Origin of the sequence: Shimia sp. (assembly GCF_039969785.1) — a bacterium.
Taxonomy (GTDB): domain Bacteria; phylum Pseudomonadota; class Alphaproteobacteria; order Rhodobacterales; family Rhodobacteraceae; genus Shimia.
On sequence record NZ_JBDVNC010000016.1, the window covers coordinates 79,563 to 104,047 of the forward strand.

Genomic DNA, 24,485 nt, shown 5'->3' on the forward strand with positions numbered 1-24,485 from the left:
GGCTTGGCTTTGAGTGCTGGCGCTTGTATGCAGCTTTTTACTTCACGGTAAGGGGCAGGATCGCCCCAAGAAAGAAAAACGCAGCGTCACAGGAGCGTCCGATCCGTGCAAACCGAAATGCTTACGCCAGATCACCCCGGCCTTGCGCGCGCCAGCGATGTACTTGCGTCGGGCGGGCTTGTCGCCTTTCCCACGGAAACGGTTTACGGGCTGGGTGGGGATGCGCGCAATGACCTTGCTGTTGCGCGCATATTCGAGGCCAAGGGACGGCCCCGGTTCAACCCGCTGATTGTGCATGCCTCAGACATCGAAACCGTGAAAGCCCTTGTAAACTGGTCCGAAACAGCCGACCGGCTCGCCGCCGCCTTCTGGCCGGGGCCATTGACGCTGGTGCTGCCTTTGCGTGAAAAATCAGGGCTGTCCCCGCTGGTCACAGCCGACCTGCCCACTGTTGCTGTGCGCGTGCCCGAACACCCGGTCGCGCGTGCACTGTTGTCGGCATTTGGTGGCCCGGTTGCGGCCCCGTCGGCCAATCCGTCTGGCAAGATCAGCCCCACATCGGCGGCACATGTGCACAATGGTCTGAACGGGCGCATTGCCGCCATTCTGGACGGCGGGGCCTGTGGTGTTGGGGTCGAATCAACCATTCTGGGCCTGTGGGACACGCCCATTTTGCTGCGTCAGGGCGGTCTGCCACAGGAAGCCCTCGAAGCCGCACTTGGCACCCCGGTGGCCACCCATCAATCAGACGATCCGCTGACCGCGCCGGGACAAATGACGTCGCATTATGCGCCGGGTGCCAGGATGCGCCTGAACGCAACCGACCTTAAGCCCAATGAAATCCTGTTGGGCTTTGGCACGGTGGACAACGCCGCGCTCAATCTCAGCCGCGCCGGCGATCTGACCGAAGCTGCCGCCAATCTGTTTGGCCATCTGCATGCGCTGGATGCTAAGGGCGCCGACACGATTGCGGTCTCACCGATCCCCGATCACGGGTTGGGGCGCGCGATCAATGACCGCCTTGCCCGCGCCGCAGCTCCTCGAGACTAGCGCCGGTCAGGCATGCCCTGCGGTTGACGACAGGCTCAGCGCGTCCACGCCAATGCTTTTCAACGCCTCGGGCCATTTTTCGGCATTGGGCAGATCAAACACCAGCTCTTGGGTCGCATCACAGATCAACCAGCCATTTGCGGCAATCTCGCTTTCCAACTGCCCCGGTCCCCAACCGCTATAGCCCAGCGCCACAAGCGTTCTTTCCGGCCCTTTGCCCTGCGCCATGCCCTCTAAGACATCCAGCGTGGCGGTCATTGCAAACCCGTCGCTGACCCGCAAAGTCGACAGATCAGACCGGTATTCCGGCGAGTGCAGCACAAACCCGCGCCCGCCCTCGACAGGACCGCCGAAATAAAGATTGCCGTCATATTCCGGGCGCTGCAACGAGATTGACAATTGGTTGAGCAAATCCGAAACCCGCATTTTGTCGATCGCCTTGTTCACGATCAATCCCATCGCGCCATCTTCGGAATGGGCACATAAAAACACCACGGAATGCATGAACCGCGGGTCGCCCATGCCCGGCATCGCAATCAACATGCATCCGGTCAGATCCAGCGGAGAGTCAGACGTGTCGGTCACTCATTTGCCTCGATTTTGGTCCCTTGTTCCCAACATGTGCCGACCGGCGCGCGGACGCAAGTCAGATCGCCATGTTTCAGAGCGCTCGCGACATATCGCCGGAATGTGAGTTGGCTTTGAACCCGCTTTCAGTCACATGAGGTGTATGACCTTTAGATTGTTATCCTTCCTGCTTTTGATGCTGGGCTTTACCCTGCCCGCAACCGCGCAATCCTTTGACCAGGTGGCCCAGGCCGACATTCTGCCGGGCTGGCGCAATCCCGATGGCACCCATGTGGCGGCCATTCAGATCACGCTGAACCCGGGATGGCATACCTATTGGCGCGCGCCGGGTGATGCGGGCATCCCGCCTCAGATCAGATGGGACGGATCGCGCAATCTCTCAGCGATTGAGGTCAACTGGCCGACGCCGGAAGTGTTTCTGCAAGGCGGTTTGCGCTCGATCGGATATGAAGACAAATTGATCCTGCCAGTGCGCATCACCCCAAAATCGCCAGCCAAAACAGTGCGCCTCAAGGCCGTGCTCGATGTTGGTGTGTGCCGCGATATCTGTGTGCCAATGAAGTTCAAAGTTAAAGCTGAACTGCCTGTTGACGGCAAACGCGACGCGCGAATTGCTGCCGCGCTTGTTGATCGACCATTGCATCGTGACGAGGCAGGCGTGCGCGGCGCAACCTGCAAACTCAGCCCGACACAGGACGGGCTAAAGCTGACCGCACGTGTGGACATGCCCAGCGCAGGCGGCTCTGAAGTGGCCGTGATTGAAACCGACAACCCGCATGTCTGGGTCGCCGAAGGTTCGACACGCCGTCAGGGCAGTGCGCTGATCACGGAAACCGAACTGGTGCATGTCGACGGAACAGCCTTTATTCTGGACCGCTCCGCCATTCGCATCACAGTTCTTGGCACCCGCCACGCGGTAGACATTCAGGGCTGCACCGGCTGACGCCGGATACCCCGGGCGCTCACTTCACGTCTTCACAGTCACGCAACTATCAGCTCGCGGCCCGATCGCGGCGCCGCGAAAGCAGAACGCCTGACAGCCCCAACACATAGGCCACCAACGTAATCACCAGCGCCCCGGCTGCGAACACGCCCAACGTCATGCCAATACCCTGCACATTGCCCATCGCAGGTACCAGCGCCACCAATTCGGGGTGCAAGCCACCTTTCCATACGGTCCAGCCAAGCGTCACCGCCAACCAGCCCACCAAGATACTGCCCGCTCCGAACAGCAAACCGCGCAACGCACGCGCCTGTGCGCCCCGACGCAATGCTGCGACCTGACGCGACACGTCGGCCTGCATGGCCATCAACGCTGGCACAACAATCAACACCAGAACCATGCCAAATCCCAACCCGTAAACCAGCGTAATCACCGTGGGTTTCAGGAACTGCGCCTGTTGCGAGCGTTCAAACAAAAGCGGCGCCAGTCCCAACACAGTTGTCGCCGTCGTCAGAAACACCGGGCGCAATCTGTCCGCCGTCCCGTCAATGATCGACGGGATCAACCCCCGGTCCTGCGCATATTCGTCAATTGTCGTGACCAGCACGATGGAATCATTGATAATAATCCCCGTCATGCCAATCAGCCCGACAACCGTGAACATGCTCAGCGGCACACCATGCATATAATGGCCATAGATCGTGCCCACCAACCCAAACGGAATGATCGCCATCACCACCACGGGCCGTGTCCAGCTTGAAAACACCCAAGCCAGCACCAGATAAATCCCAGCCAGACACAGGATCAGCCCGGTGCGCGCATCGCTCAGGAATGAATTTTCCTGCTCTGCCAGACCGGCCATTTGCCATTCCACCTGCTGTACACTGGCGATCGTCGGCAGGATGTCAGATTGCAACTGTTCCAGAATGAACTCGGCGCGGGCCGGATCGTCCTCGGAAATGTCACCTGTCACTTTGATCTGGCGCACGCCGTTTTCGCGTCGCACCGTGCTGAAACCCGTGCGGCTCTGAACCGTGACCAGATCCGCCAACGGCACATATTGCCCTGTGGGCGTGCGCATCAGGCTGCCTTCCAGGAAATCGGCGGTCAACTCACCGTCAGGCAGTTCCACCCGAATGCGCGCGCTGCGCGGTCCGTCGGGATAAGTCGCAGCCTCCAACCCGTTCAAGCGGTGGCGCAACACCTTGCCCAGCCCGTCAATCGAGAACCCCAGCGCCTGCCCCTGCGGGGTCAGCTCAAGGATCAACTCTTCTTTGTCATAGCTCAGGCTGTCTTCGACAGCTGACACTTCGGGGAACTCGTCCAGCGCGGTTTTCAATGCCTCGCTTGCGGCCTTGAGCGTATCGCCACTCGCACCGTAAAACTGCACATCCAGCGCATCACCACCGGGGCCGGATCGCCAGCCCCTGAACGATACGGTTTCCGCCAAAGGATGGCGCGCCACGCGGTCCTGCAACTCTCCGACAAAGGCAAAGCTGGAATAGGGGCGCAGATCCGCATCAATCAGCTCGATCGCGATGCCGCCCAGAAGGTCAGCATCCATCGTATCTGACCCCGGAATAGGACGCCCCGAATTGCCGCCAATTTCGGCAATCACATAATCCAGCGGATTGAGCCCGTGACGCTCTTCGTATTCCTTACCCAGCGCCTCGGTCGCGCGTTGCATCTCCTGCATCATCGCCAGACTGTCTGCGCGTGTCGCACTGGGCAGCATCGCGAAATTACCCGTGATTGACCCGCGTTCGGGCGCATTGAAAAACCGCCATTTAACATCGCCATTGATGAACAGCACCGCTTGTGTTGCAAAAATCACCAGCGCCCCCGCCAACACCGGATAGCGCATCACCACCACCAGCTTTATCACCCTGCGGAAAATCACATCGCGGAACCATCGGAACCCTCGGTTCACCACCCGGCTGGGAATATCATACCAATGTTCTTTGGCGGTGTGTTTCAGCGCGTGCGCCATGTGATGCGGCAGGATCAGAAAGCACTCAATCAGCGAGGCCGTCAGCACGACAATCACAGTATAGGGAATGTCCCCGATCAAATCGCCAAACCGCCCGGAAATCACCGTCAGGCCGAAAAAGGCAATAATCGTCGTCAGGGTCGAGCTGAACACTGGCATCGACATGCGCCGTGCTGCATTTTCGGCCGCCACCACGGGCGATTCATTCAACCGCCGTGCCCGCGCATCCGCGTGTTCACCCACCACAATGGCGTCGTCCACGACAATGCCCAACGTGATAATCAACGCAAACAACGAAATCATGTTGATCGTTAAACCGCCGACATACATCAGCGCAACAGCCGCCAGCATCGCCGTCGGAATACCCGCCGCCACCCAAAGCGCGGTCCGGAAATTCAGGAACAAGAACAACAGCACCACAACCAGAACCAATCCCATGGCACCATTGTCCAAAAGGATATTCAGTCGTCCGGTGATGGCTTCCGCCCGCGTGCGGATCAGCTGTATTTCCACACCCTGAGGCAACGTCGCCTGCATCTTTGCGGCGACCTCTTCGACCGAGGTCTGAATACCAATCGCGTCACCTTTGTCTGACCGGTCCACCCGGATCGAAATCGCCGGGTCCTGGCCCACGAAATAGGATCGGTTCCGGTTCACACCTTCGACACGAATATCGGCCACCTGACCGATGGTCAGCTTGGTGCCATCCGGGTTTGAGCGCAGCACAATGCCGGCAATCTCATCCGGCGCCCGTTTTTCAACACCCGTGCGCACGCGCGCAAAGGCTCCGCTGACGTCTCCGGCGGGGTCTGCATTCACCTCTTCACCAATGGCGTCCGAAATCTCTTCAATGGAAATGTCATGCGTGATCAGCGCAACTGACGACACTTCGACAATGGTCTCACGTTCGGCCAGCCCGCGAATGGTCGTACGGGTCACACCCTCGGTATACAGCCGAGCGACAAATTCATCGGCAAACCGCGCAATCTGATCGATCCCCACAGGGCCGGTGATCACCACATCTGTGACCCGGTCCCGCCAGACCCCACGCCGCACAACCGGATCGTCGGCCTCTTCGGGCAGGGTCGAAATCGCATCCACAGCAACCTGAACGTCATCGGTCGCGCGGGCCATGTCCCAGCCGGGCTCGAAATCCAGCGTGATGGTGGCTTTGCCTTCGGTCGAACGGGAATTGGTTTGCTCGACCCCTTCGACGGACAGCATGGCAGGTTCCAGAACCTGCACGACGGCGGCGTCTACGTCTTCGGCCCCCGCCCCCTCCCACGTCACGGAGACGGTCACATTATCGATAATGACATCGGGAAAAAACTGGGCGCGCATCCGTGGAAACGCCACCAGTCCGGCAAGGATCAGAACAACCAGCAAGAGGTTGGCCGCCGTTGCGTGCCGGGTGAAGTAAGAGAGAATACCCCCGGCTCGATCACCCAGTTCCCGCATGGCGCTAGCCCCCCATCCGGCTTTTCAGCCGATCAATCATCTGAACCGGCACTTCCGGTTCCTTCAGCGTGGTAATCATGCGTTTCTTAACACCTTCGGGCATCCGCTGATTGCCTTCCACAAACGACAAATACTTTGCCCGGTCTTCATCGCTCAGCTTCACCATCGCCGGTGCCAACGGTATTTCGCCGGTGTTGCTCAGCGGTTTCACGGCGATACCCTCGCCCAGCAATGGCGTGCGCCGGGTCACTACCTGACGCCCAAGCAATCCACGTCCACGCACAAGAACGTTATCGCCCTGCCGGCGCAACAAACGCACTTCCAATGCTTCCAACCGATTGCCTTCGCCAACAACCAAAACGCCGCTCGCCGCGTCCAGGGCGGTCGCAGGCAGTTGCACAACATTGCTCAGCTCAGGTTCGCGCACGCGCACCGTCACAAAATCGCCGGGCTTCAATCCGCGCGCACCGTCAAGACGCGCATACAGCACGCGTCCAGTCTGACCTTCGCCAACCGCCGCCGCATCGCGTGTAATCACACCCGTTGTCGTCAGGTCGGCCCCCATTACGTCAAGCGACACAGCAACTTCTGACTGGTGCAATTGGCTGTCGGCATCCAAAAGCCGCGCATATTGCGGCGTTGAAACGCGAAACACGACCTCTAACGCATTGGAATCTATCAACTGGCCAAGCTTTTCGTTCAGCGACACAAGCCCGCCTTGTACCGCCGACACATCGGACAAAGTGCCCGAGAAATCCGCCTGAATGACAGTGTCCTTCAAATCGCGTTCGGCCTCTGCCAGTGCGATCTTTGTCCGCTCCAGCTGGGTTTCCGCCTGATCGATCCGCGCCTCTGCCTGGGCCAGCGCGCGACGGCTGGACAATACTGCCTGGCTTGAAACGGCTTGCGCCAGCTCTGCGGTTTCCACCGCCGCGGCTGTGCCGACACCACGTTCGCGCAGATCTGTCTGGCGTTCAAAGGCTTTGGTACGCAACCCCATCTGCGCCTCAGCGGCCTCCAGCTCATCCAGAGCCAGCTCTAAGGTGCGAACCGCATCACGTTCTTCGGCTTCGGCGTCCAGTAGATCGCTTTTGATCCGATCAAGCGCATACCGCGCCTTGGTGGGATCAATCTGCACCAGCGTTTCACCTGCGGATACATCCGTGCCGTCTTCGAAATGCTCGGACAGTTTCACAATTGTCCCGGCGGCCGAGGCTCTGATTTCCAGACTTCGCTGGCTTTGGATCTCACCAAATGCCACCAACTCCGGCGTCACCGTAACCGGCTCGGCGGTGACAACATTCACCGTGAACACCCGCTCGCGCGTCGGGGGGGCCTTGGTCTCGCGCGCCAAACGCGTTTCGACTGCATCGCGCACCATCTGACCCGCAATAAGCAGCATTGCCGCTGTTAAAGACAACAGAAACAACCCTGTCAGACATTGTCGCAAAAATCGCATGGCCGACCTCTTCACCGTGTATTGCGCCCTGAATTCTAAGGCTTGAACCGGCAGACACCAATCCAACTTGAAACTTATACGTGCCCTACGCCAGTTTCCGTCACAAAAAAAAGCACTAATGCCGAAAAAGTGTCGCTGAGGGCCGCACGTGCGCGTTTAACCACGGAAATCTAAACGCGACATTGTCCGTTTGGCGTCAAATCATTTGCGCCGCAAATGTTCATCCAGACGCGGCATGATCTCAACGAAATTGCAGGGTTGGTGACGGTAATCCAGCTGCCATTTCAGGATCTCATCCCATGCATCTTTGCACGCGCCCGGACTGCCCGGCAAAGCAAACAAATAGGTGCCTTGCGCGACCCCGCCCGTGGCCCGGCTCTGCACCGCGCTTGTGCCGATTTTTTGCATTGAAACCATGGTGAATACGGTGCCGAACGCCTCGATTTCTTTTTCGTAAACGTCGCGATGCGCCTCAACGCTCACGTCGCGCCCGGTCAATCCGGTGCCACCAGTCGAAATGATCACATCCACGCCATCGTCTGCACACCAGTCGCGCAGCTTGTCCGCTATCAGGGTGCGTTCGTCCTGCACGATACTGCGATCTGCCAGCACGTGACCGGCATCTTGCAGACGGGCCACCAATGTGTCCCCCGACCGATCCTCGGCCAACGACCGCGAGTCGCTGACGGTCAGCACAGCGATGCGTACCGGGATAAACTCTTTGCTTTCGTCGATACGGCCCATGCCCCACCCCTTTGTCGTCAGTCGAATTCGAACCAGTTGACCGTCGGCCCCAGATTGACCACGCGGCTCTCGCCAATGTTGGCGCTTTGGCCCCAGCAATCATGAATGTGCCCGCACAAAACCAGCTTGGGCTGCACGCGTTTTATCGTATCCAGAACTGTTACAGACCCTAAAGACATGCCGTTAGAGGCCCGATCCAGAACCCCTTTGGGGGGCGAATGGCTGATCAGAATGTCAGTTTGGGTGCAGCGTTCCAGCATCGCACCCGCCGCTTCTTCGCTCAGATCACAGGACCAGTCGACAAAGGGCGTGACCGGCACGGCATATCCCAGCCCGAATATGCTCAGCCCGTCCAAATCGACCTGTTGTCCATGCAAGACCGTCGCATTTTTTGGGGCTGCTTGGCGCAACTCGTCTTCGCTTTCATTATTGCCCGGCACCAGGATCATAGGCGCCTTGATGCCCTCCAACAGCGCCACCGCGCCGTCAGGGTCTTGACGCTGATTGCAATAATCGCCTGCTCCAATCACCAGATCTGCGTCGGCGCTGGCCTCGACAATATCGCGCGCTGCCCGCGCTGAACGGTGCAGGTCTGAAAATGCCAAAACCTTCATGGCATCTCCTCCAGCCTGGCCATCAAAATCAGCAAATCAGCCCAGGATTCACGTTTCGCCCCCGGTTGACGCAGCAAATAGGCCGGGTGGAACATCGGCAACACAGGTTTGCCAAACCCCTCTTGCCAATTGCCGCGCAGCCGGGTGATACCGCGCCGCCCCAGCACCGCGTCACAGCTGATATTTCCCATCAAAACAATCACATCCGGCGCGACAATCTCGACATGCCGCTGCAGGAACGGCTTGAGCATGGCGATTTCTTCAGGCTTGGGATCCCGGTTTTGCGGCGGACGCCAGGGCAGCACGTTGGTGATATACACCGCGTCTTTTGACAGCGGCGTATCGCGCCCCATATTGATCGCGCTCAGCATCCGGTCCAGCAATTGCCCGGCGCGCCCCACAAACGGTTTGCCTTCGCGGTCCTCTTCACGCCCCGGCGCTTCGCCAATGATCATCACGCGGCCCGCCGGGTTGCCATCCGAAAACACCAGATTGCGCGCGCCCCGTTTCAGCTCGCAATGCTCAAACGCCGCCATCGCCGCTTTCAACGCCTCCAAATCACTTGCCCCCTGCGCCGCGGCGCGGGCCTCGGCCACCGGGTCCGCCTCAAGCGCGGCCACCGGCGTTTCCGGTTCTGCCGTCGCAACGGGTTTGGCCTTTGCAGGTTTATCCGGCACTTCATAGCGGTTCAGCGGCGCGTCCAGAATGGCTTCTGTGACCCCCAGTTCGACCTGCCATTCCAGCAGGGCACGTGCGCTATGATAGTCCAGAGCCGATTCCATGCCTGTCAGTCTACTGGTCCGCCGTCCGGGTTAAAACCGCCCTTTAAAGCACTTGGCCCAATACTTGATACATCAGGCAGCATTAAGTGATTCAGGTTTTTCGCGAAATACAATAGCGACGTGTCACACCTGGTTCGGCAATTGCTGACCCTGATCAAACGCTTCCAAATTAGCCACCGCCATCAGACCCATCTGCGTACGCACTTCTAACGCAGCGGTACCCAGATGGGGCAGCAAGACCACGTTTTCCAACTGCCGCAACGTCTCGGGAACATTGGGTTCATGCTCATACACATCCAACCCGGCGCCTCCGATCGATCCCGCTTGCAACGCGGCAATCAGCGCCTGTTCATCAACCACGTCGCCGCGCGATATATTGATGAACCTTGCATGGGGTTGCATCGCGTCAAACGCGTCAGAATTGACCAAATGGTGGGTTTCACCGCCCCCCGGCAACGCCGTCACCAGAAAATCAACCTTCGAGGCCAGCTCTGGCAGGGTTTCGCAGCGTTCCGCTTCAAACTCCATGAACTTGGCCGACCGGTTGAAATAGAAAACCGTCATGCCAAACCCAAAGAAACAGCGGTGCGCAATCGCCTGACCAATCCGTCCCAACCCAATAATACCAACCGTCTTGCGGGACATATGCAGGCCCAGCATCTGGGTGGGATGCCACCCCTGCCAATCACCGGATCGCACCAGCCGTTCGCCTTCACCGGCGCGCCGCGCGCTCATCAACATCAGCATCATCGCAATGTCGGCTGTCGCGTCTGTCACGGCCCCCGGCGTATTGGTCACGGCGACGCCGGCGGTCTGGGCGGCGTTAACGTCAATATGGTTATAACCAACGCCGAAATTGGCCAACAACCTGCACCGCGGTTCGGGCACGTCGACAAAAACCTGTTGTGAAAACTGATCGCCCAATGTGGGCATCACCAGATCATAGTCGCGCAACGCATCGCGCAGTTCGCCATCCTGTAAAGGCAGGTTGCTCTGGCGCACCGTAACCTCAAAACGCGCACGCGCCTTGTCCAAAACCGGTTCCGGCATCGGGCGCGTAATCAATAGGGTTTTCAATGCATGCGCCCTCCGTTTGGCACCGGCCCGTCAGGTCCGATCAACACGATCTCGCCTTCGGTGTCCGGCAATCCAAGTACCAGTATTTCTGACATGAATTTGCCAATCTGGCGCGGTGGGAAATTCACAACCGCCATCACCTGTTTGCCGATCAACATCTCAGGATCATAATGTTTGGTGATCTGGGCCGAGCTTTTGCGCTCGCCGATCTCATCCCCAAAATCCACCCAGAGCTTGATCGCGGGCTTGCGGGCCTCGGGATAAGGCTCGGCGCGCACCACGGTGCCTACGCGGATATCCACCTGTAGGAATTCGTCAAACGTCAGATCACCCATTTGCCAGCTCCCGCGATCTGTCAGATGCGGCGCCAACCGTGCGAATTATCAGCGGCGGCAATCCCTTGGATGTGTCCATCAAAACCTCAAGCCCGGCCTGTGTGGTGCCATTTGGGCTGGTCACGTTGATGCGCAATTGTTCCGGGGTTTCGTCGGCGGCCTCGGCCAACGCGCCCGCCCCTGCAACTGTCGCCTTGGCCAATGCCATGGCCAGATCCGGGTCCAGCCCCTGTGTCTCGCCTGCTGCGGCCAGCGTTTCGATCATATGAAACACATAGGCTGGTCCTGAACCGCTGACACCGGTCACGGCATCCATCTGCGATTCTCTGTCCAGCCGCACCACCTGCCCCACGGCCCGCAACAACGTTTCGGCAAGCGCAACGCCCGCCTCTCCGGCATGGGCATTGCCAATCACCGCTGTGATGCCTTTGCCAACAGCCGCAGGCGTGTTCGGCATGGCGCGCACAATCGGAGTCTGATCGCCCAGCATGGTTTCGTAGGTTTCAATGGAAATGCCCGCCGCAACTGACACAAACAACGTGTCGCCATTGCCCATCGCCCGCAATACCGGCAGCGCTTCGGCCATCATCTGAGGTTTAACCGCCACCAGCACAATCGCCGGATGAGATGGCAGTGCCGCATTGACGTGCACGCCCGAATTCTTCACCCAGTCACTTGGAAACGGGTCTTGAACCCAAACCGAACTGGTCGGCAGTCCGTCCGCCAACCAACCCTGCAACATGGCTGATCCCATCTTGCCACATCCCAGCAGCACAAGACCTTTTTCCGCCACAACGCTCATATTCATGGTGTCCCCCCTGTTCTCTTTGGGGGGAAGTGTTACGCCCGCCCGTAAGCCTCTGCAATGGCAACCTGCATGGCATTCTCAACGTCACGGTCGCCCCAAACGACCAACTGGAACGCGGGATAAAAGCGTTCGGCGCTGACAATGGCTGCGTTGATCATCATGTCGATCTGATCGGGGCTGGCCACCTGACCACCCGCTAACACCAGACCATAGCGATAAATCATCAGCTTTTGTTCGTTCCAATAGGTGAATGCCCCGGCCCAGCACTGATCATTTACGGCGTTCAGCGCTTCCATCAACTGGGGCAGCTTGCCCTCTGGCGGCTCCATTTCGAACGAACACACCAATCGCAGTGTTTCGTCATAGGCCGACCACGCCAGCGTGATCGAGTATGTCTTCCACTGTCCTTCAATCGCCATAGCGATCTGATCATCGGCAATGCGGTCAAAGCTCCAGTCGTGGTGCTCTGCGATGTGCTCTACGATATCAATCGGATGAAGATCTTCTTCCAGAAACTGCTCTGACAATGCCATGGCGCCACCTCTTTTTTGCTATTGCGTCAAGGGACTGGCAGCGCCCCTAGCGCTTGGTGCCTGCTCTAGAGACTGCGAAAATCTCCGCAGTTCTTACCAGATATGGTGCTGTGCCCAGCGCTTTGTGTAAAGCAAAATATCTGTGGATAACGCAATAAGTTGTGGATTACTTGTATCAAAGCACAAGAGTTGCCCGTGTCTTCACGCCAATTTGTGCATCCATGGAAAATCCGGCGCCGCGCCTAGCTTGCGCTGCGCCGCGCGATTTTTGCCCCGTCTGTTAACCCGGCCGAAGGATACAACACGACAGTTTCTCCGGCCTCCAGCCCTTCCAGGATTTGCGCGTCAATACCATTGTTGCGCCCGGGTGCAACGCTGCGCAACATGGCGCGCCCATCTGCGCTCATGACAAACACCGCCCATTCGCCGTCCTGTCGGAACAGCGCGCTGGACGGGACAATCAATGTGTCCGTGGCTTCCCAGACAACAATCCGGGTCTCAACCCGAAACCCATGCCCCAATGTGGCGCGTTTTTCCGGCGTGTCGGTAAATGCAATCACCGCGTTGACCCGCTGTTCCTCAACACCAAGCGCCGAATATTTTGTGAACCCCCAGGGATCAATGCGCTCAACTTCGCCCTGCAAATCACCCGGCCCACCCCAATTGGCGATGATCACCCGGTCGCCTTTGCTGACCTGCACCGCATCGGTCGACAGCAATTCAACCACCACTTCCAAATCGCTTTGCGTGTCTCCCACCTCAAGGATTGGCGCACCTGCGGCCAACGTGGTTTCGCTGCGCTGAATAACCCGCAAAACCCGCCCGGTTATGGGGGACGGCAATGCGATTGGTGGCGCTTCTGCACTTTTCCCAGCGTCATACACGCCCTGATCGTCAAAGCTGATCAGCCGCGCGCGGGCGTTGTTCAGATCGGCAATCCGCATCGAAATGGCGGCGCGCGCGGTGTCCACCGTGGCCTCTGCCGACTTTCTGGTGCTGACCGCCCGGTCCAGTGCCGCCTGCGAAATCGTGTCCTGATCAAACAGCTTGCGCGCACGTTTCAGATCTTCATTTGACAGATCGCGGTCTGCCATCGCCTTGTTCAGATCGGCATTGGCCACGCGCAACGCCGCCTCGGCCGCCTGAATGGCGGCGCGGGCCTGTTCGCGTGTTCTGATGTCCAGCGCAGACGGATTGGTCGGCAACATGCGCGCCACCACCGTCTTGCCTGCTTCGACATAATCCCCGGGTTCCAGCTCGACCCGCATCAGACGCCCTGCAATTGGGGTCGAAACTACATAAGGATCGCGCACCTGCGTGCGGGCTTCTTCGTCGACGGTTTTGATCATAGCGCCCCGGCGCACATCGCCTGTGTCCACCAACATCGGCTGGGGCCAGAAAGCAGCCGCCAGACCAGCGGCCACCAGAACCGTCGCCGCAATTGTCAGAACCCGCCGAGACTGTCGCTTTGCCATCTTGATCACTCTCTCGTCTTCAAGGTCGCCACAAGGTCGACCTTTTGAATATCACGTTTGACCAGCCACCCCGAGATGACCGCAGCCACCACCACAGCCGCGCCCGCCGCGCCATAAGCGTCCGGGCGAAAGGCGGTAGGGATCTGGTAAATATCGGTGCTGAACCCTTCTGCGACCAGAAAGGACAACCCATAACCGACCCCAACCCCCAGCGGGATTGCCAGAAACACCACAATCGCCAGCTCCCCCAACAGGATAAACGACGCCTCGCCCTGGGTGAATCCCATGACACGAAGGCTGGCCAGATCACGCGATTGCTCGCCAAAGCTGATCCGGGCCGAGTTATAAACAATGCCAAACGTAATAATCCCGGCAATTGCGGCCATCACAAACCGCATAGTGCCGGCACCAGTGTCCATCAGCTTTTTCATTGCGGCCCGGGCATCGGATTTGCGGGTCACACCGGCCACGCTCGGCACTTGCTTCAGCGCGGCAAACAGCCCCGGATACTGTTCGGAATCCACCCTCAGATACGCCCCGGATATGCGCCCCGGTTCGTTCATGGCGCGGTTCAGGACATCCATTCTGACAAACGCAGGCGCGCCCAGCATCGTGTCGGCAATGCGCGCCACCGGCATCTCCAGCACAGGGCGACGCCCCTCCAGAACTTCGATTGTCACGGTATCGCCGGGTTCGACTTTCAAAATATCAGCCAGCGCTGTGGCCAGAACGATGCCGTCATCGGGCATGGCAATTTCCGCCTGATCCGCATCCACCGCCCGGTTCAGTCGCGCATCCGCCACCAACCCGGTCACGCCGCCGCGATAGCTGTTGGTCCCGTGCCGCAACACCGCGCCCACCGCCCGCGTGGGTTCAACTTCGATGACCCCGGGCACATGTTTCAGCGCAAAGGCGGTCTTTTCCGGCATCTGTTCAAAGAACGTGACCGTCACATCGGACCGGTCAATCACATCAAACGTCTGGCTCAGCGCATCATTGAACCCGCTCATCACCGACATTTGCGCCGAACTTAACCCCATGCCTGCCGCAATGCCCAATACCGCGCCAAAAATTCGACCCGGATTGCGCAAAACCCGGCGCAACACCATACGGCTCGGCTGATCCAGCCAGCGTTTCAGGCTTTGGTGCATCGCACCTGTACGCGAATAATCCGCGGGCGCAGGGGGGCGCATCGCAACCGCCGGTGTCAGCGCAAACACCTGCCGCAAAACGAACAAGCCGCCCGCCATCGCGGCCAGCACGCTGACCGAAACGCCCGAAACAAACGCCGACGGCTCAACCCGGAACACCAGAAACGGGAAATGATAGATCGATTGATAGACCCCGGCCAATAGTCGCCCGCTCCACACGCCCCCGGCACACCCCAGCGCAGCGCCAAAGACGGCAATCGACACAACCAGCTTGAAATAGTGCATCGACACTTCCCAGTCGGTATAGCCAAACGCCTTGATCAACCCGATCTGCTCGCGTTCGGCCTGCACCATGCGGCTGACCACGATATAAAGCAGAAACGCCGCCACCCCCATAAAGATCGGCGGAACGGCCGCCGACGTGGTGCGCAGCCCTTTTATCTCTTCGCTCAGAAACCGGTTCGACATCTGGTCCGCCAAACCATAGGCCCCCAATCCGCCATACCGGTCCAACAACGCATCCGCCGCCGCCAGCACCGGTTCAACCCGCGCGCCACGCTCAAGCGACAACAACGCCTCGTTAAACGCGCCCTTCAGATCATAGGCCGCTTCCAACGCGTCCTGGTTCATCCACAACACGGCAAACCGGGCCGCATCCGGTACAAACTCGCCCGGTGCCGTGGTGAACAGAAACTCAGGCGCCTGCGCGATCCCGACAATGCGAAACGCGCGCCGATTGCCATACATCGTGGCCGACAGGTGATCCCCAAGCCCCAGACCATGCGCCCCGGCAAAGCTTTTGAGCACCAAAACCTCTTCGGTGCGTCCGGCCTGTGGCATGCGCCCATCCGCCAGATACACACCATTCAGACGTGCCTCGCGCCAGGGCGGCAGCGACACGACCTGCGCACGCACAGGCAAATCCTGACCCGCGATTTCAACCAGAGCACTGCCCTGAATGCGCCCTTCGACCGCATCCACCCCGGGGATTTCAGCCAGCCGATCCAGGATGTTCTGCGGCGCGCGCACAACCGGCGCAAACACATCCGCCAACCGATACCGTTCATAATAGGTGCGCCTGGTTTCTTCGAGCGATGAGATCATGCCGCTCATCATCACCAGCAACAGAACGCCCACCGCGACCACCAGCGCAATGGCCCCCGCCTGTCCCTTGATCCGCCACAGGTCACGCAACAGTTTGTGGTTCAGGGCGCTCATCAGATCACCATGCAATCTCGTCCGGGCTGACCCGGTGATCGTTTTCTTCCACGGCGCGAATGGCACCATCCGCAAAATGGATCACCCGATGCGCCATCTGTGCAGTAGCAGCAGCATGGGTCACGATCATCACCGTGGCGCCCAGTTCGCGGTTGATATCGTTGATCACATGCAGCACCGCACGCCCAGTGGTGCTGTCCAGCGCGCCGGTCGGCTCATCGCAAAACAATACAGTCGGATTTTTGGCAATCGCGCGCGCAATCGCCACCCGCTGTTGCTCGCCCCCCGACATCTGCGCCGGGAAATGGTCCATGCGCTCGCCCAACCCAACAAGCCGCAGGGCCTGCTCCACATCCATCGGGTTTTCGGCGATCTCTGTCACCAGTTCAACATTCTCACGCGCGGTCAGCGATGGCATCAGATTGTAGAACTGAAATACAAACCCCACATGATCGCGCCGATACAGGGTCAGCGCGCGGTCATTCATCTGCGATAGGTTTTGATCTTCAAAAAAAGCCTCGCCATCCGTGGCCCGGTCCAGCCCGCCGATGATGTTCAGCAATGTCGATTTGCCTGACCCGCTTGGCCCCAGCAACACAACGATTTCGCCTCTGGGAATGTCCAGATCGACCCCGCGCAGCGCATGCACCGCCGCCGGTCCGGTCCCATAGACCTTGGTAAGTCCGCGTGTGGTAAACGTCGTTTGCCCAGAAAGTTCCGCATCCTCGACCATAACGCCCCTCTTTCGCGCTCAGCCTACGCAAATCGGACAAGCCATGTCCATGCGTCACGCCGCACCTGTCGCGGCGTCACTTAAAAGAGCCTCCCAACGCAACACTCAGGTTCACATAATCCACGGCGAAATTACGTCGGTCCTGAGCCAGAGCATTTTCCAGACTGAGCAAGGCCCGCTCAGCATCCAACACCTGTAAAAAGCTTGCACCACCACCCACATAGGCCTCGCGCGCCAGCCGCAACACTTCCTTAGTCTGCGCCACAGCCTCAGCGGTATAGCGCACCGAATCCTCGTGATTGTTCAGGCTCACCAACGCGTCCTGCACTTCTTCCACTGCTTCGATCACTTCGCGTTCCCATGCAAACAAAAGCTCTTTGGCCCGCGCTTTTTGAAAAGCCACTTTCGAACGCCGCTCTGGCAAATCAAACAAGGGCACGTCGAGCCCGACCCTTAGGAATCCGGCTGTTGGTACAAATGCGTCATCAGAGAAACCGATATTGATATTCCCGGTCAGATGCAGTTCAGGGTACAGTTCGGCCTTAGCCACGCCTGCCAAGGCCACCGCTTCTGCCAATCGGTTTTCGGCCAACGTCACATCCGGCCGATTGCGCACAAGATCCGCCGGAATACCTGTCCTAAGGCTATGCGTGCGCGGGACTGGTTGCGGCGCGGTTCGGTCCAGTCCTTCTCTTGGCTGGTTCCAAGCCTGCCCCAACAACGAGCCTACACGCGATACATTCTTGAAAAACAAAATCCGCGCCTCGGGCAGGTCCGCCCGTGCAGTTGCCACCAATGTGCGCGCCTGCGCAACATCCAGCTCAGACACTTCAGGAAGCGTCGTGCCATCTTCCGGCTTGGCCCCAGTTGCTGCAGCCTGTCGCGCCTTCAGTGTTGCGGCCAACGTCTCTTCGCGCGAATCCACGACGCGCCTTAGGATGCGGATCAGTTCCTGAAAGTACCGCGCATCCACATAGGCCGTAGCCAGCTCGCTCAAAAAGGTTGTTCGTGCCACATTTGCATCCGCATATGCGCCTTCTAGGCGGTAAAACGCGGCTTCTTTCTCGCGTTTCAGCTTTCCATAAAGATCAACCTGCCAACTGGCCTCTGCACGTACAAACCCAGATTCGGTGCGCCCGTCTTCGCCACCCGCCGACGCCCGTGCCTCACCCACACGACTGACACCAGAAACCGGGTATCCGGCGGCGCCAAGAATGGCCTGGGACTGTTCGACCCGTGCAACTGCGCGCTGTATATCAAGATTTTGTTTCAACCCTAACTCGACCAACCTATTCAGCTTGTCGTCATTGAAAGCCCGCCACCAATCAGCACTGTTTCCGAGCCCAGACGACTCGTTTTGCCGCGTGAAGAACTGATCTGGAACATCTTTGCTGGGCCGAACAAAATCTTCGCCCACGCTGCAACCGGCGACCCAACCGAATTGGGCACCCGCCATCATCATGAATTTGCGCCTGTGCATGTGATGCCCGTCTACTGCCAAGCAGCGCCCCAAGTCCGTTGGCCCAAATTAAGCCGTATTACCCTAGGCAATCAACTCGCAAAAAGAAACGGAGCCACAACGGGCTCCGCTCATCAATCGAGATATCTTGATGCCTTCAAACCACGCAGGCCAGCGCGGTTATTTGCCTTCCAACGCCTCAATGCGCGATTTCAGCGCTTCGTTCTCTTCGCGGGCCTTCTGGGCCATCGCGCGCACGGCATCAAATTCTTCGCGCGTCACAAAATCACGATCCGCAAGCCAGCGGTCCATCAGTGACTTCATCGCGTTTTCAGCTTCGTCTTTCGCACCCTGGGCCACACCCATGGCGTTGGTCATCAGCTGCGACATGTCATCTACGAATTTGTTCTTGGTCTGCATCATTCTCTCCGACATTGCATTTGAAGCCTATATGGGCACGCCGGGCGGCAGACACAAGGTTGACAGTTGCCGCAGGGCGTGGCCAAAGGTTGCCCCAAATGCGAGCACAAATTCCCTTTCCCGACATCTCTCCGGAGTTGTTTTCAATTTCGCTCTTCGGAGCGGAATTCGCGCTGCGCTGGTATGCGCTGGCTTATATTGTCGGCATCCTGATCGGATGGCGGCTTGTTCTGACGGCGATACGCACGCCGCGACTGTGGCCCAAAGACACCGCGCCCATGACCGCCCAACAGGTCGAGGATTTCCTGACATGGGCGATCATCGGCGTTATTCTTGGTGGTCGGCTGGGCTATGTGCTGTTTTACAAACCCGCCTATTATCTGCAGAACCCAAGCGAGATTATGCAGATCTGGACCGGGGGCATGGCGTTTCATGGCGGTATGCTGGGCGTGGTTGTGGCCGGATGGTTGTTCTGCCGCAAATACAATCTGTTCAAATTGCAGTTCACAGACGCTCTGGCACTTGGCGTGGCGCCGGGTCTGCTGCTTGGGCGCATCGCCAACTTTATCAATGCCGAACTCTGGGGCCGCGCCACTGACCTGCCCTGGGGCGTCGTATTTCCCGGCTTTTACGCGCAGGATTGTGGTCAGGTCGCCGGCGTGTGCGCACGCCATCCCAGCCAGCTTTACGAAGCCCTGCTCGAAGGTCTGATCCTTGGCAGCGTGCTGCTTTGGCTGGCATGGAAACGCGGCGCGCTGAAAACGCCCGGCGTGGTGGCAGGTACATTCTTTGCAGGCTATGGGCTGGCGCGGTTTCTGGTCGAATTTGTCCGCCAGCCGGACGCGCATTTCGTGGCCGAGGGCAACCCGCTTGGGCTTGCGTTGCAGGTGTCGGGCTATGGTTTCACCATGGGTCAGCTGTTGTCTCTGCCGATGATCCTGCTGGGGGTCTGGCTGATTTCACGAGCCCGCGCATGACCCCCATGCTGCAGCATCTTATGGCCCGGGTGCAGGCCAACGGCCCGATGACCATCGCCGAATACATGACCGAGGCCCTGCTGCACCCGACCTTTGGCTATTACACTACGCGCGATCCCCTGGGCGCAGCGGGCGATTTCACCACCGCCCCCGAGATCAGCCAGATGTTTGGCGAAATGATCGGCCTGTCACTGGCACAAAGCTGGCTGGATCAGGGTGCCCCAACGCCGTTCACGCTGGCCGAACCGGGACCGGGACGCGGCACGCTGATGGCGGACATCCTGCGCGCCACCCGCGCCGTGCCCGGGTTTCACGACGCGATGCAGCTCTGTCTGGTCGAAGCCTCGCCAACCCTGCGCGCCAGCCAGCAAGAGCTGCTGGGCACCAGCCCGACATGGCTGCACGATCTGGAACAATTGCCCGATCAGCCCCTGTTCCTGATCGCCAACGAATTCTTTGACGCCCTGCCAATCCACCAGTTTCTGCGCGGCGCCACCGGGTGGCGCGAGCGGCTGGTGGGGCTGCGCGACAATGCGCTGACCATCGGGCTGGGCCCGGAACAACCCCGCGCGGACCTCGACCACCGCCTGACCGACACCGTCGAGGGGAACATCGTCGAAACCTGCCCCGCCGCCCCGGCCCTGATCCAGGGGATCGGCGGGCGCATTCAGGCCCATGGCGGTGCTGCGCTGATCATCGACTACGGCGACTGGCGCTCTAACGGCGATACCCTGCAGGCGTTGCGCAATCACACCCCTGTCGACCCGCTCAGCAATCCCGGCAGCGCCGACCTGACCGCGCATGTCGACTTTGAGGCCCTCGCCAACGCCGCCCCCTGTGCGCATGCACCCATGACCACACAAGGCATGTTTCTGGAGCGCCTCGGCATCACCCAACGCGCGCAGACATTGGCGCAAAACCTGTCGGGTGACGCATTACAAAATCACATCAGCGCGCATCGCCGCTTGACGCATCCCGAAGAAATGGGAAATCTGTTCAAGGTCCTTGCCCTGTTTCCCAAGGGCACCCTGCCACCACCCGGATGTGACACATGACGCTGGAAATTCTCACTGCTGACATCTTAGGCCCGGTCCGACACGGATTTTTCACTCGCCGCGGGGGCGCGTCTTCGGGCGTGTTTCAGGGGTTGAATTGTGGTACCGGCAGCTCGGATCAGTCCGAAATCGTGGCAATCAATCGCACCCGTGTGGCACAGGCGATGGATGTGTCTGACGCCGAGTTAGTGGCCGTCTATCAGGCCCATACCCCCGACGTGATCACGGTTGATACGCCGCTCAATGGCGCCAAACCCAAGGCAGACGCCATCGTGACCGCCACACCGGGGCTGGCCCTGTCCATTCTCACCGCCGATTGCCAGCCGGTCCTGTTTTCCGATCCCGAGGCTGGCGTGGTTGGCGCGGCACATGCCGGATGGCGCGGTGCGCTGGACGGTGTGCTTGAGGCCACTTTGGACGCGATGGAAGCGCTCGGATCGCGCCGCGAGAATATCAACGCCGCCATCGGCCCCTCTATTTCTCAGCGCGCCTACGAGGTTGGCCCAGAGTTTCTGGATGATTTCCAGATGGAAGACCCCGACAACACCCGTTTCTTTGCAGCAGGTCAGGACGACCGCATGCAGTTTGACCTGCCCGCTTACGGCCTGCACCGTCTGCGTCGCGCCGGAATTGGTCAGGCCGAGTGGATTCGCCACTGCACCTATTCCGACCCCGACAGATTTTACTCTTATCGGCGCAGCACGCACGCGGGCGAAGCAGATTACGGACGCCTGATCTCCGTCATCCGGCTGTAATTCGGCTCTGACCAGACTTTGATCTGACTGCCTTAAAATCTCTCACGTATTTTCCTTAAATCTGACCATTCCTGCCCCATCTCTGCCCCAATCCGAGGACAAACTGATCTCAAGTCAGAAACAATGCGTTCCTAAAAGGGAACCGGTCACAGGAGAAAAAACATGAGCAGTCAGACACGTTTCATCAAATCGGTTGTTGCAGCATCTAAATCAGGCTCACCAGAGATGCCTTGGGCCCGTGGCGAACGTCGCGCAGCCTTTATTGCTAAGCGTAACGGCGTATTCCTGAAAAAAGCCGCCTAAGCCAGTTAAGCCTATGCAAACAGGGCCGCGCCGGGATTCCCCCGCGCGGCCCTGTTGCCGTTTTATGCGCCGGGACCGGCACCGGCACATGTTATCAGCCCCCTGAAAAACCAAAAGAATATTACGATCGCTTCGTGATTTTCCTTCGCCTCGCCGCCCCGGACATGCAATGCTTTCTCATCCGATGCGCGCCAATTGTCTTAGGAGGTGACTATGCCCTTTCGAACAACCCTGATCGCAACCGCGCTGTGCGCGCTGGGAGTGGCCCCTGTCTGGGGCGAGGAAAACGCCTCGAACCCTTTGGCCGCCGTGAATAACACCGATCTGCGGTATCAGTATTTTGACCTTGGCAACGGAGCCAGCACCGGAGACGCCTTTATTGATGGCGCCTACATGCTGCGCCCTGATCTCAAGTTCAAATACGAACTGCATTATCTCTCCACCGATTCCACCGGTACGCGTCAGTCAGATTTTTCCTCTGTTGGCCTCAAACTGATCAAGTTCTTCCAGCCAACCTCGTCCGGCGGCTGGAGCCGAAAGCCCGCTTTGGGGCTGGAATGGATTCTCGACTTTGGCAGCCCGACAACCGGCACTGGCTCCGGGTCGGACCAGATTTCACCCTTTGGCGGCTTTGCCTTCACGCATGAGGCGACAGGCCTGACCCTGATCCCGCTGGCCCAGCACTTTGTGTCCTACAATGGCCCGACCGACATCAACCAGACCGCCGTGCGCCTGATTGCCCTGCAATCCTTTGGCGAAGGGTTTTGGGTCAAGGCAGATTTGAAAGTGCCCTATGACTGGGAAAATGACCGTTGGCCGGCCACCGCTGAATTCCAGTTCGGCAAACATATCGGCCCCGGGGTCTCGCTCTATGCCGATCTTCTGGTCGGGATCGGGGCAGACCGCCCCTATGATCATGGCGCCGGGCTTGGGCTAAGATTTCGCTACTGACGCTGCCCACCGCCAACAGATCCTTAGATTGAATTATTCGGAAAGGTTCAGAAATTTAGGGTTATGTGCACGCCCGGCAACGCGCTCACGTGACGGGCACGCCACCAGATGGTCGTTCACCATGCCAACGGCTTCCATAAAGGCATAGACAATGGTCGGTCCACAAAACCGGAACCCGGCTTTCTTCAAATCCTTTGAAATTTGTAGCGATAATTCTGTCTGCGTAGGCACGTCCTGCAAGGTCTTCCATTCGTTCTGAAGCGGGCGAAAATTCACATAGCGCCAAAGAAAAACGTCAAACCCTTCGCGTTCTTCAATCGCGATCCAGGCCTGGGCATTGCCAATGGTCGCTTCGATCTTGCCGCGATGGCGAATGATGCCTGCATTCTGCAACAAACGCGCAACGTCCTGTTCGCCCCAATTGGCAATTACATAGGGATCAAACCCCTGAAAAGCCTCGCGAAAATTGTCGCGTTTCTTCAGGATTGTGATCCAGCTCAACCCCGCCTGAAAACCATCCAGTATCAGCTTTTCCCAAAGCGCGCAGCTGTCATATTCCGGCTCACCCCACTCAGTATCATGATAGTCCAGATAGATCGGGTCCGGCCCTGCCCAGCCACATCTTTCGCTCATCCGATTTCCCTTTTTGTCTGCCTGTTATCGAGATTCATTCAAATGCAATCTTTAAGACGCCGTTCATGGTTTTGGCATCATTCTGACCACGTCCTTAGCAATCTGCCGGGTGATCACATGATCCGTCAAAAGAAAAAGAAACCTCCTCGGGGGTCCACCACCCGCGAACAACGCAATCCACTGGATTTCGCGGTAGCCTCGCGGGATCGCGCCACGTTGGAAATGGTACAATCCGCAATCCGCCATAAACAGGTTATGCTGGCCTATCAGCCGATTGTCAGCGCCGAAAACACCACAACCCCCGCCTTTTATGAGGGGTTGATCCGGGTTTTGGACGAAACTGACCGTATTATACCGGCCAAAGATTTCATGGACGCGGTCGAGAATACCGAACTGGGGCGTCAACTGGACTGTCTCGCCCTCGAACTGGGGCTGCAAACGCTGGAAAGGCACCCAAACCTGCGGCTGTCGATCAACATGTCCGCGCGCTCAATCGGCTATGGTCCCTGGGCTGACATCCTGAAACGAGCGGTCGGCGGCACCTCTACTTTGGGCGACCGGCTGATCCTTGAAATCTCGGAAAATTCGGTCAATCTGGTGCCCGACATCGTTCGCAATTTCATGACCGACATGCGTTCACAAAACGTGAGCTTTGCCTTAGACGACTACGGCGCAGGCATGACCTCATTTGCTGTATTCCGGGAATTTCCCTTTGATTTCATCAAACTGGACGGCAGCTTTAGCCGAAATATCTGCACAGATCAGGCCAATCAGGTTTTGGCCAGTGCCGTCGCTGCCATTGCCGAAAAATTTGACATGATGTCTGTCGCCAGCCGTGTGGAATCGCCGCAAGATGCCCGCACCCTGCATGCGCTGGGGTTTGACTGCCTTCAGGGGTTTGCGTTTGGCGCCCCTACCGTCAATCCGCCATGGGCCAAACAACGCCCGGCAAAAACCGCACGCCGATAAGGCCA

24 protein-coding genes are annotated in these 24,485 nt (G+C 58.7%); 8 read left to right on the forward strand and 16 right to left on the reverse strand.

Going from position 1 to position 24,485, the window contains the following annotated elements; all coding sequences use genetic code 11:
* Positions 1–117: 117 nt before the first annotated feature.
* Entirely contained in the window at positions 118–1,050 is a 933-nt protein-coding gene (locus tag ABJI08_RS07030) for an L-threonylcarbamoyladenylate synthase (RefSeq protein ID WP_348401317.1), read from the forward strand.
* Positions 1,051–1,056: 6 nt separating this feature from the next.
* Here the strand turns inward: ABJI08_RS07030 and ABJI08_RS07035 are convergent, their stop codons facing one another.
* Positions 1,057–1,611, reverse strand: a complete 555-nt coding sequence (locus tag ABJI08_RS07035) for a YqgE/AlgH family protein (RefSeq protein ID WP_348401318.1) — start codon at positions 1,609–1,611, stop codon at positions 1,057–1,059.
* 169 nt (positions 1,612–1,780) lie between these two features.
* Between ABJI08_RS07035 and ABJI08_RS07040 the strand changes: the two genes are divergently transcribed.
* Positions 1,781–2,581 carry a protein-disulfide reductase DsbD domain-containing protein gene (locus tag ABJI08_RS07040; RefSeq protein WP_348401109.1) on the forward strand — a complete coding sequence of 267 codons (801 nt, stop codon included), beginning with the start codon at positions 1,781–1,783 and terminating at the stop codon, positions 2,579–2,581.
* Between the two features lie 49 nt (positions 2,582–2,630).
* On the opposite strand, the gene ABJI08_RS07045 is transcribed toward ABJI08_RS07040, so the two are convergent.
* From ABJI08_RS07045 to ABJI08_RS07110, 14 genes are all read right to left on the reverse strand, one after another.
* Positions 2,631–6,029: an efflux RND transporter permease subunit gene (locus tag ABJI08_RS07045; protein WP_348401110.1), complete on the reverse strand. Its 3,399-nt coding sequence runs from the start codon at positions 6,027–6,029 to the stop codon at positions 2,631–2,633.
* Positions 6,030–6,033: 4 nt separating this feature from the next.
* Positions 6,034–7,488: an HlyD family efflux transporter periplasmic adaptor subunit gene (locus ABJI08_RS07050; protein ID WP_348401111.1), complete on the reverse strand. Its 1,455-nt coding sequence runs from the start codon at positions 7,486–7,488 to the stop codon at positions 6,034–6,036.
* 201 nt (positions 7,489–7,689) lie between these two features.
* A complete protein-coding gene (moaB, locus tag ABJI08_RS07055) occupies positions 7,690–8,232 on the reverse strand; it encodes a molybdenum cofactor biosynthesis protein B (protein WP_348401112.1) in 543 nt (180 codons plus the stop codon).
* A 17-nt stretch (positions 8,233–8,249) separates the two neighbouring features.
* The gene (locus ABJI08_RS07060; RefSeq protein ID WP_348401113.1) at positions 8,250–8,846 is read right to left on the reverse strand and encodes a metallophosphoesterase; all 597 of its coding nucleotides are present in this window, start codon (positions 8,844–8,846) and stop codon (positions 8,250–8,252) included.
* Positions 8,843–9,628: a uracil-DNA glycosylase gene (locus tag ABJI08_RS07065; protein WP_348401114.1), complete on the reverse strand. Its 786-nt coding sequence runs from the start codon at positions 9,626–9,628 to the stop codon at positions 8,843–8,845. The genes ABJI08_RS07060 and ABJI08_RS07065 overlap by 4 nt, the downstream gene beginning before the upstream one ends.
* Before the next feature lie 123 nt (positions 9,629–9,751).
* Positions 9,752–10,705, reverse strand: a complete 954-nt coding sequence (locus ABJI08_RS07070; RefSeq protein ID WP_348401115.1) for a D-glycerate dehydrogenase — start codon at positions 10,703–10,705, stop codon at positions 9,752–9,754.
* Positions 10,702–11,040, reverse strand: coding sequence for a tRNA-binding protein (locus ABJI08_RS07075; protein WP_348401116.1), 339 nt, complete (start codon positions 11,038–11,040; stop codon positions 10,702–10,704). The genes ABJI08_RS07070 and ABJI08_RS07075 overlap by 4 nt, the downstream gene beginning before the upstream one ends.
* On the reverse strand, positions 11,033–11,848 hold the full coding sequence (gene proC, locus ABJI08_RS07080) for a pyrroline-5-carboxylate reductase (RefSeq protein ID WP_348401117.1): 816 nt from the start codon (positions 11,846–11,848) through the stop codon (positions 11,033–11,035). The genes ABJI08_RS07075 and proC overlap by 8 nt, the downstream gene beginning before the upstream one ends.
* A gap of 32 nt (positions 11,849–11,880) precedes the next feature.
* Positions 11,881–12,381, reverse strand: coding sequence for a YbjN domain-containing protein (locus ABJI08_RS07085; protein WP_348401118.1), 501 nt, complete (start codon positions 12,379–12,381; stop codon positions 11,881–11,883).
* A 242-nt stretch (positions 12,382–12,623) separates the two neighbouring features.
* Positions 12,624–13,856 carry an HlyD family efflux transporter periplasmic adaptor subunit gene (locus tag ABJI08_RS07090; RefSeq protein WP_348401119.1) on the reverse strand — a complete coding sequence of 411 codons (1,233 nt, stop codon included), beginning with the start codon at positions 13,854–13,856 and terminating at the stop codon, positions 12,624–12,626.
* 5 nt (positions 13,857–13,861) lie between these two features.
* On the reverse strand, positions 13,862–16,225 hold the full coding sequence (locus ABJI08_RS07095; protein WP_348401120.1) for an FtsX-like permease family protein: 2,364 nt from the start codon (positions 16,223–16,225) through the stop codon (positions 13,862–13,864).
* A gap of 4 nt (positions 16,226–16,229) precedes the next feature.
* A complete protein-coding gene (locus tag ABJI08_RS07100; RefSeq protein WP_348401121.1) occupies positions 16,230–16,958 on the reverse strand; it encodes an ABC transporter ATP-binding protein in 729 nt (242 codons plus the stop codon).
* Between the two features lie 76 nt (positions 16,959–17,034).
* Positions 17,035–18,438: an efflux transporter outer membrane subunit gene (locus ABJI08_RS07105; protein WP_348401122.1), complete on the reverse strand. Its 1,404-nt coding sequence runs from the start codon at positions 18,436–18,438 to the stop codon at positions 17,035–17,037.
* Between the two features lie 159 nt (positions 18,439–18,597).
* Positions 18,598–18,837: an accessory factor UbiK family protein gene (locus ABJI08_RS07110; RefSeq protein ID WP_348401123.1), complete on the reverse strand. Its 240-nt coding sequence runs from the start codon at positions 18,835–18,837 to the stop codon at positions 18,598–18,600.
* A 98-nt stretch (positions 18,838–18,935) separates the two neighbouring features.
* On the opposite strand from ABJI08_RS07110, the gene lgt reads away from it, so the two are divergent.
* The 5 genes from lgt to ABJI08_RS07135 all read left to right on the forward strand — a co-directional run bounded on the left by lgt (position 18,936) and on the right by ABJI08_RS07135 (position 22,878).
* Positions 18,936–19,814 (forward strand): prolipoprotein diacylglyceryl transferase, encoded by an 879-nt coding sequence (gene lgt / locus ABJI08_RS07115; RefSeq protein WP_348401124.1) that lies wholly within the window; start codon positions 18,936–18,938, stop codon positions 19,812–19,814.
* Positions 19,811–20,869: an SAM-dependent methyltransferase gene (locus tag ABJI08_RS07120; RefSeq protein ID WP_348401125.1), complete on the forward strand. Its 1,059-nt coding sequence runs from the start codon at positions 19,811–19,813 to the stop codon at positions 20,867–20,869. The genes lgt and ABJI08_RS07120 overlap by 4 nt, the downstream gene beginning before the upstream one ends.
* Positions 20,866–21,624, forward strand: a complete 759-nt coding sequence (pgeF, locus tag ABJI08_RS07125; protein WP_348401126.1) for a peptidoglycan editing factor PgeF — start codon at positions 20,866–20,868, stop codon at positions 21,622–21,624. The genes ABJI08_RS07120 and pgeF overlap by 4 nt, the downstream gene beginning before the upstream one ends.
* A gap of 162 nt (positions 21,625–21,786) precedes the next feature.
* The gene (locus ABJI08_RS07130; RefSeq protein ID WP_348401127.1) at positions 21,787–21,927 is read left to right on the forward strand and encodes a hypothetical protein; all 141 of its coding nucleotides are present in this window, start codon (positions 21,787–21,789) and stop codon (positions 21,925–21,927) included.
* Between the two features lie 213 nt (positions 21,928–22,140).
* On the forward strand, positions 22,141–22,878 hold the full coding sequence (locus ABJI08_RS07135; RefSeq protein WP_348401128.1) for a hypothetical protein: 738 nt from the start codon (positions 22,141–22,143) through the stop codon (positions 22,876–22,878).
* Between the two features lie 33 nt (positions 22,879–22,911).
* On the opposite strand, the gene ABJI08_RS07140 is transcribed toward ABJI08_RS07135, so the two are convergent.
* The gene (locus tag ABJI08_RS07140; protein ID WP_348401129.1) at positions 22,912–23,511 is read right to left on the reverse strand and encodes a DNA-3-methyladenine glycosylase I; all 600 of its coding nucleotides are present in this window, start codon (positions 23,509–23,511) and stop codon (positions 22,912–22,914) included.
* 117 nt (positions 23,512–23,628) lie between these two features.
* On the opposite strand from ABJI08_RS07140, the gene ABJI08_RS07145 reads away from it, so the two are divergent.
* Positions 23,629–24,480, forward strand: a complete 852-nt coding sequence (locus ABJI08_RS07145) for an EAL domain-containing protein (RefSeq protein WP_348401130.1) — start codon at positions 23,629–23,631, stop codon at positions 24,478–24,480.
* The last annotated feature ends 5 nt before the right edge of the window (positions 24,481–24,485 follow it).

Bases quoted from the DNA above. Each gene is read 5' to 3' on its own strand.
- ABJI08_RS07040 (WP_348401109.1), top strand. From the start codon at position 1,781: ATGACCTTTAGATTGTTATCCTTCCTGCTTTTGATGCTGGGCTTTACC.
- ABJI08_RS07085 (WP_348401118.1), bottom strand. From the start codon at position 12,381: ATGGCATTGTCAGAGCAGTTTCTGGAAGAAGATCTTCATCCGATTGAT.
- ABJI08_RS07120 (WP_348401125.1), top strand. From the start codon at position 19,811: ATGACCCCCATGCTGCAGCATCTTATGGCCCGGGTGCAGGCCAACGGC.
- moaB (WP_348401112.1), bottom strand. From the start codon at position 8,232: ATGGGCCGTATCGACGAAAGCAAAGAGTTTATCCCGGTACGCATCGCT.
- ABJI08_RS07030 (WP_348401317.1), top strand. From the start codon at position 118: ATGCTTACGCCAGATCACCCCGGCCTTGCGCGCGCCAGCGATGTACTT.
- ABJI08_RS07090 (WP_348401119.1), bottom strand. From the start codon at position 13,856: ATGGCAAAGCGACAGTCTCGGCGGGTTCTGACAATTGCGGCGACGGTT.
- ABJI08_RS07135 (WP_348401128.1), top strand. From the start codon at position 22,141: ATGCCCTTTCGAACAACCCTGATCGCAACCGCGCTGTGCGCGCTGGGA.
- ABJI08_RS07110 (WP_348401123.1), bottom strand. From the start codon at position 18,837: ATGCAGACCAAGAACAAATTCGTAGATGACATGTCGCAGCTGATGACC.
- ABJI08_RS07105 (WP_348401122.1), bottom strand. From the start codon at position 18,438: ATGCACAGGCGCAAATTCATGATGATGGCGGGTGCCCAATTCGGTTGG.
- ABJI08_RS07060 (WP_348401113.1), bottom strand. From the start codon at position 8,846: ATGAAGGTTTTGGCATTTTCAGACCTGCACCGTTCAGCGCGGGCAGCG.
- ABJI08_RS07045 (WP_348401110.1), bottom strand. From the start codon at position 6,029: ATGCGGGAACTGGGTGATCGAGCCGGGGGTATTCTCTCTTACTTCACC.
- ABJI08_RS07145 (WP_348401130.1), top strand. From the start codon at position 23,629: ATGATCCGTCAAAAGAAAAAGAAACCTCCTCGGGGGTCCACCACCCGC.
- lgt (WP_348401124.1), top strand. From the start codon at position 18,936: ATGCGAGCACAAATTCCCTTTCCCGACATCTCTCCGGAGTTGTTTTCA.
- ABJI08_RS07065 (WP_348401114.1), bottom strand. From the start codon at position 9,628: ATGGAATCGGCTCTGGACTATCATAGCGCACGTGCCCTGCTGGAATGG.
- ABJI08_RS07075 (WP_348401116.1), bottom strand. From the start codon at position 11,040: ATGGGTGATCTGACGTTTGACGAATTCCTACAGGTGGATATCCGCGTA.
- ABJI08_RS07140 (WP_348401129.1), bottom strand. From the start codon at position 23,511: ATGAGCGAAAGATGTGGCTGGGCAGGGCCGGACCCGATCTATCTGGAC.
- ABJI08_RS07050 (WP_348401111.1), bottom strand. From the start codon at position 7,488: ATGCGATTTTTGCGACAATGTCTGACAGGGTTGTTTCTGTTGTCTTTA.
- ABJI08_RS07130 (WP_348401127.1), top strand. From the start codon at position 21,787: ATGAGCAGTCAGACACGTTTCATCAAATCGGTTGTTGCAGCATCTAAA.
- pgeF (WP_348401126.1), top strand. From the start codon at position 20,866: ATGACGCTGGAAATTCTCACTGCTGACATCTTAGGCCCGGTCCGACAC.
- ABJI08_RS07100 (WP_348401121.1), bottom strand. From the start codon at position 16,958: ATGGTCGAGGATGCGGAACTTTCTGGGCAAACGACGTTTACCACACGC.
- proC (WP_348401117.1), bottom strand. From the start codon at position 11,848: ATGAATATGAGCGTTGTGGCGGAAAAAGGTCTTGTGCTGCTGGGATGT.
- ABJI08_RS07095 (WP_348401120.1), bottom strand. From the start codon at position 16,225: ATGAGCGCCCTGAACCACAAACTGTTGCGTGACCTGTGGCGGATCAAG.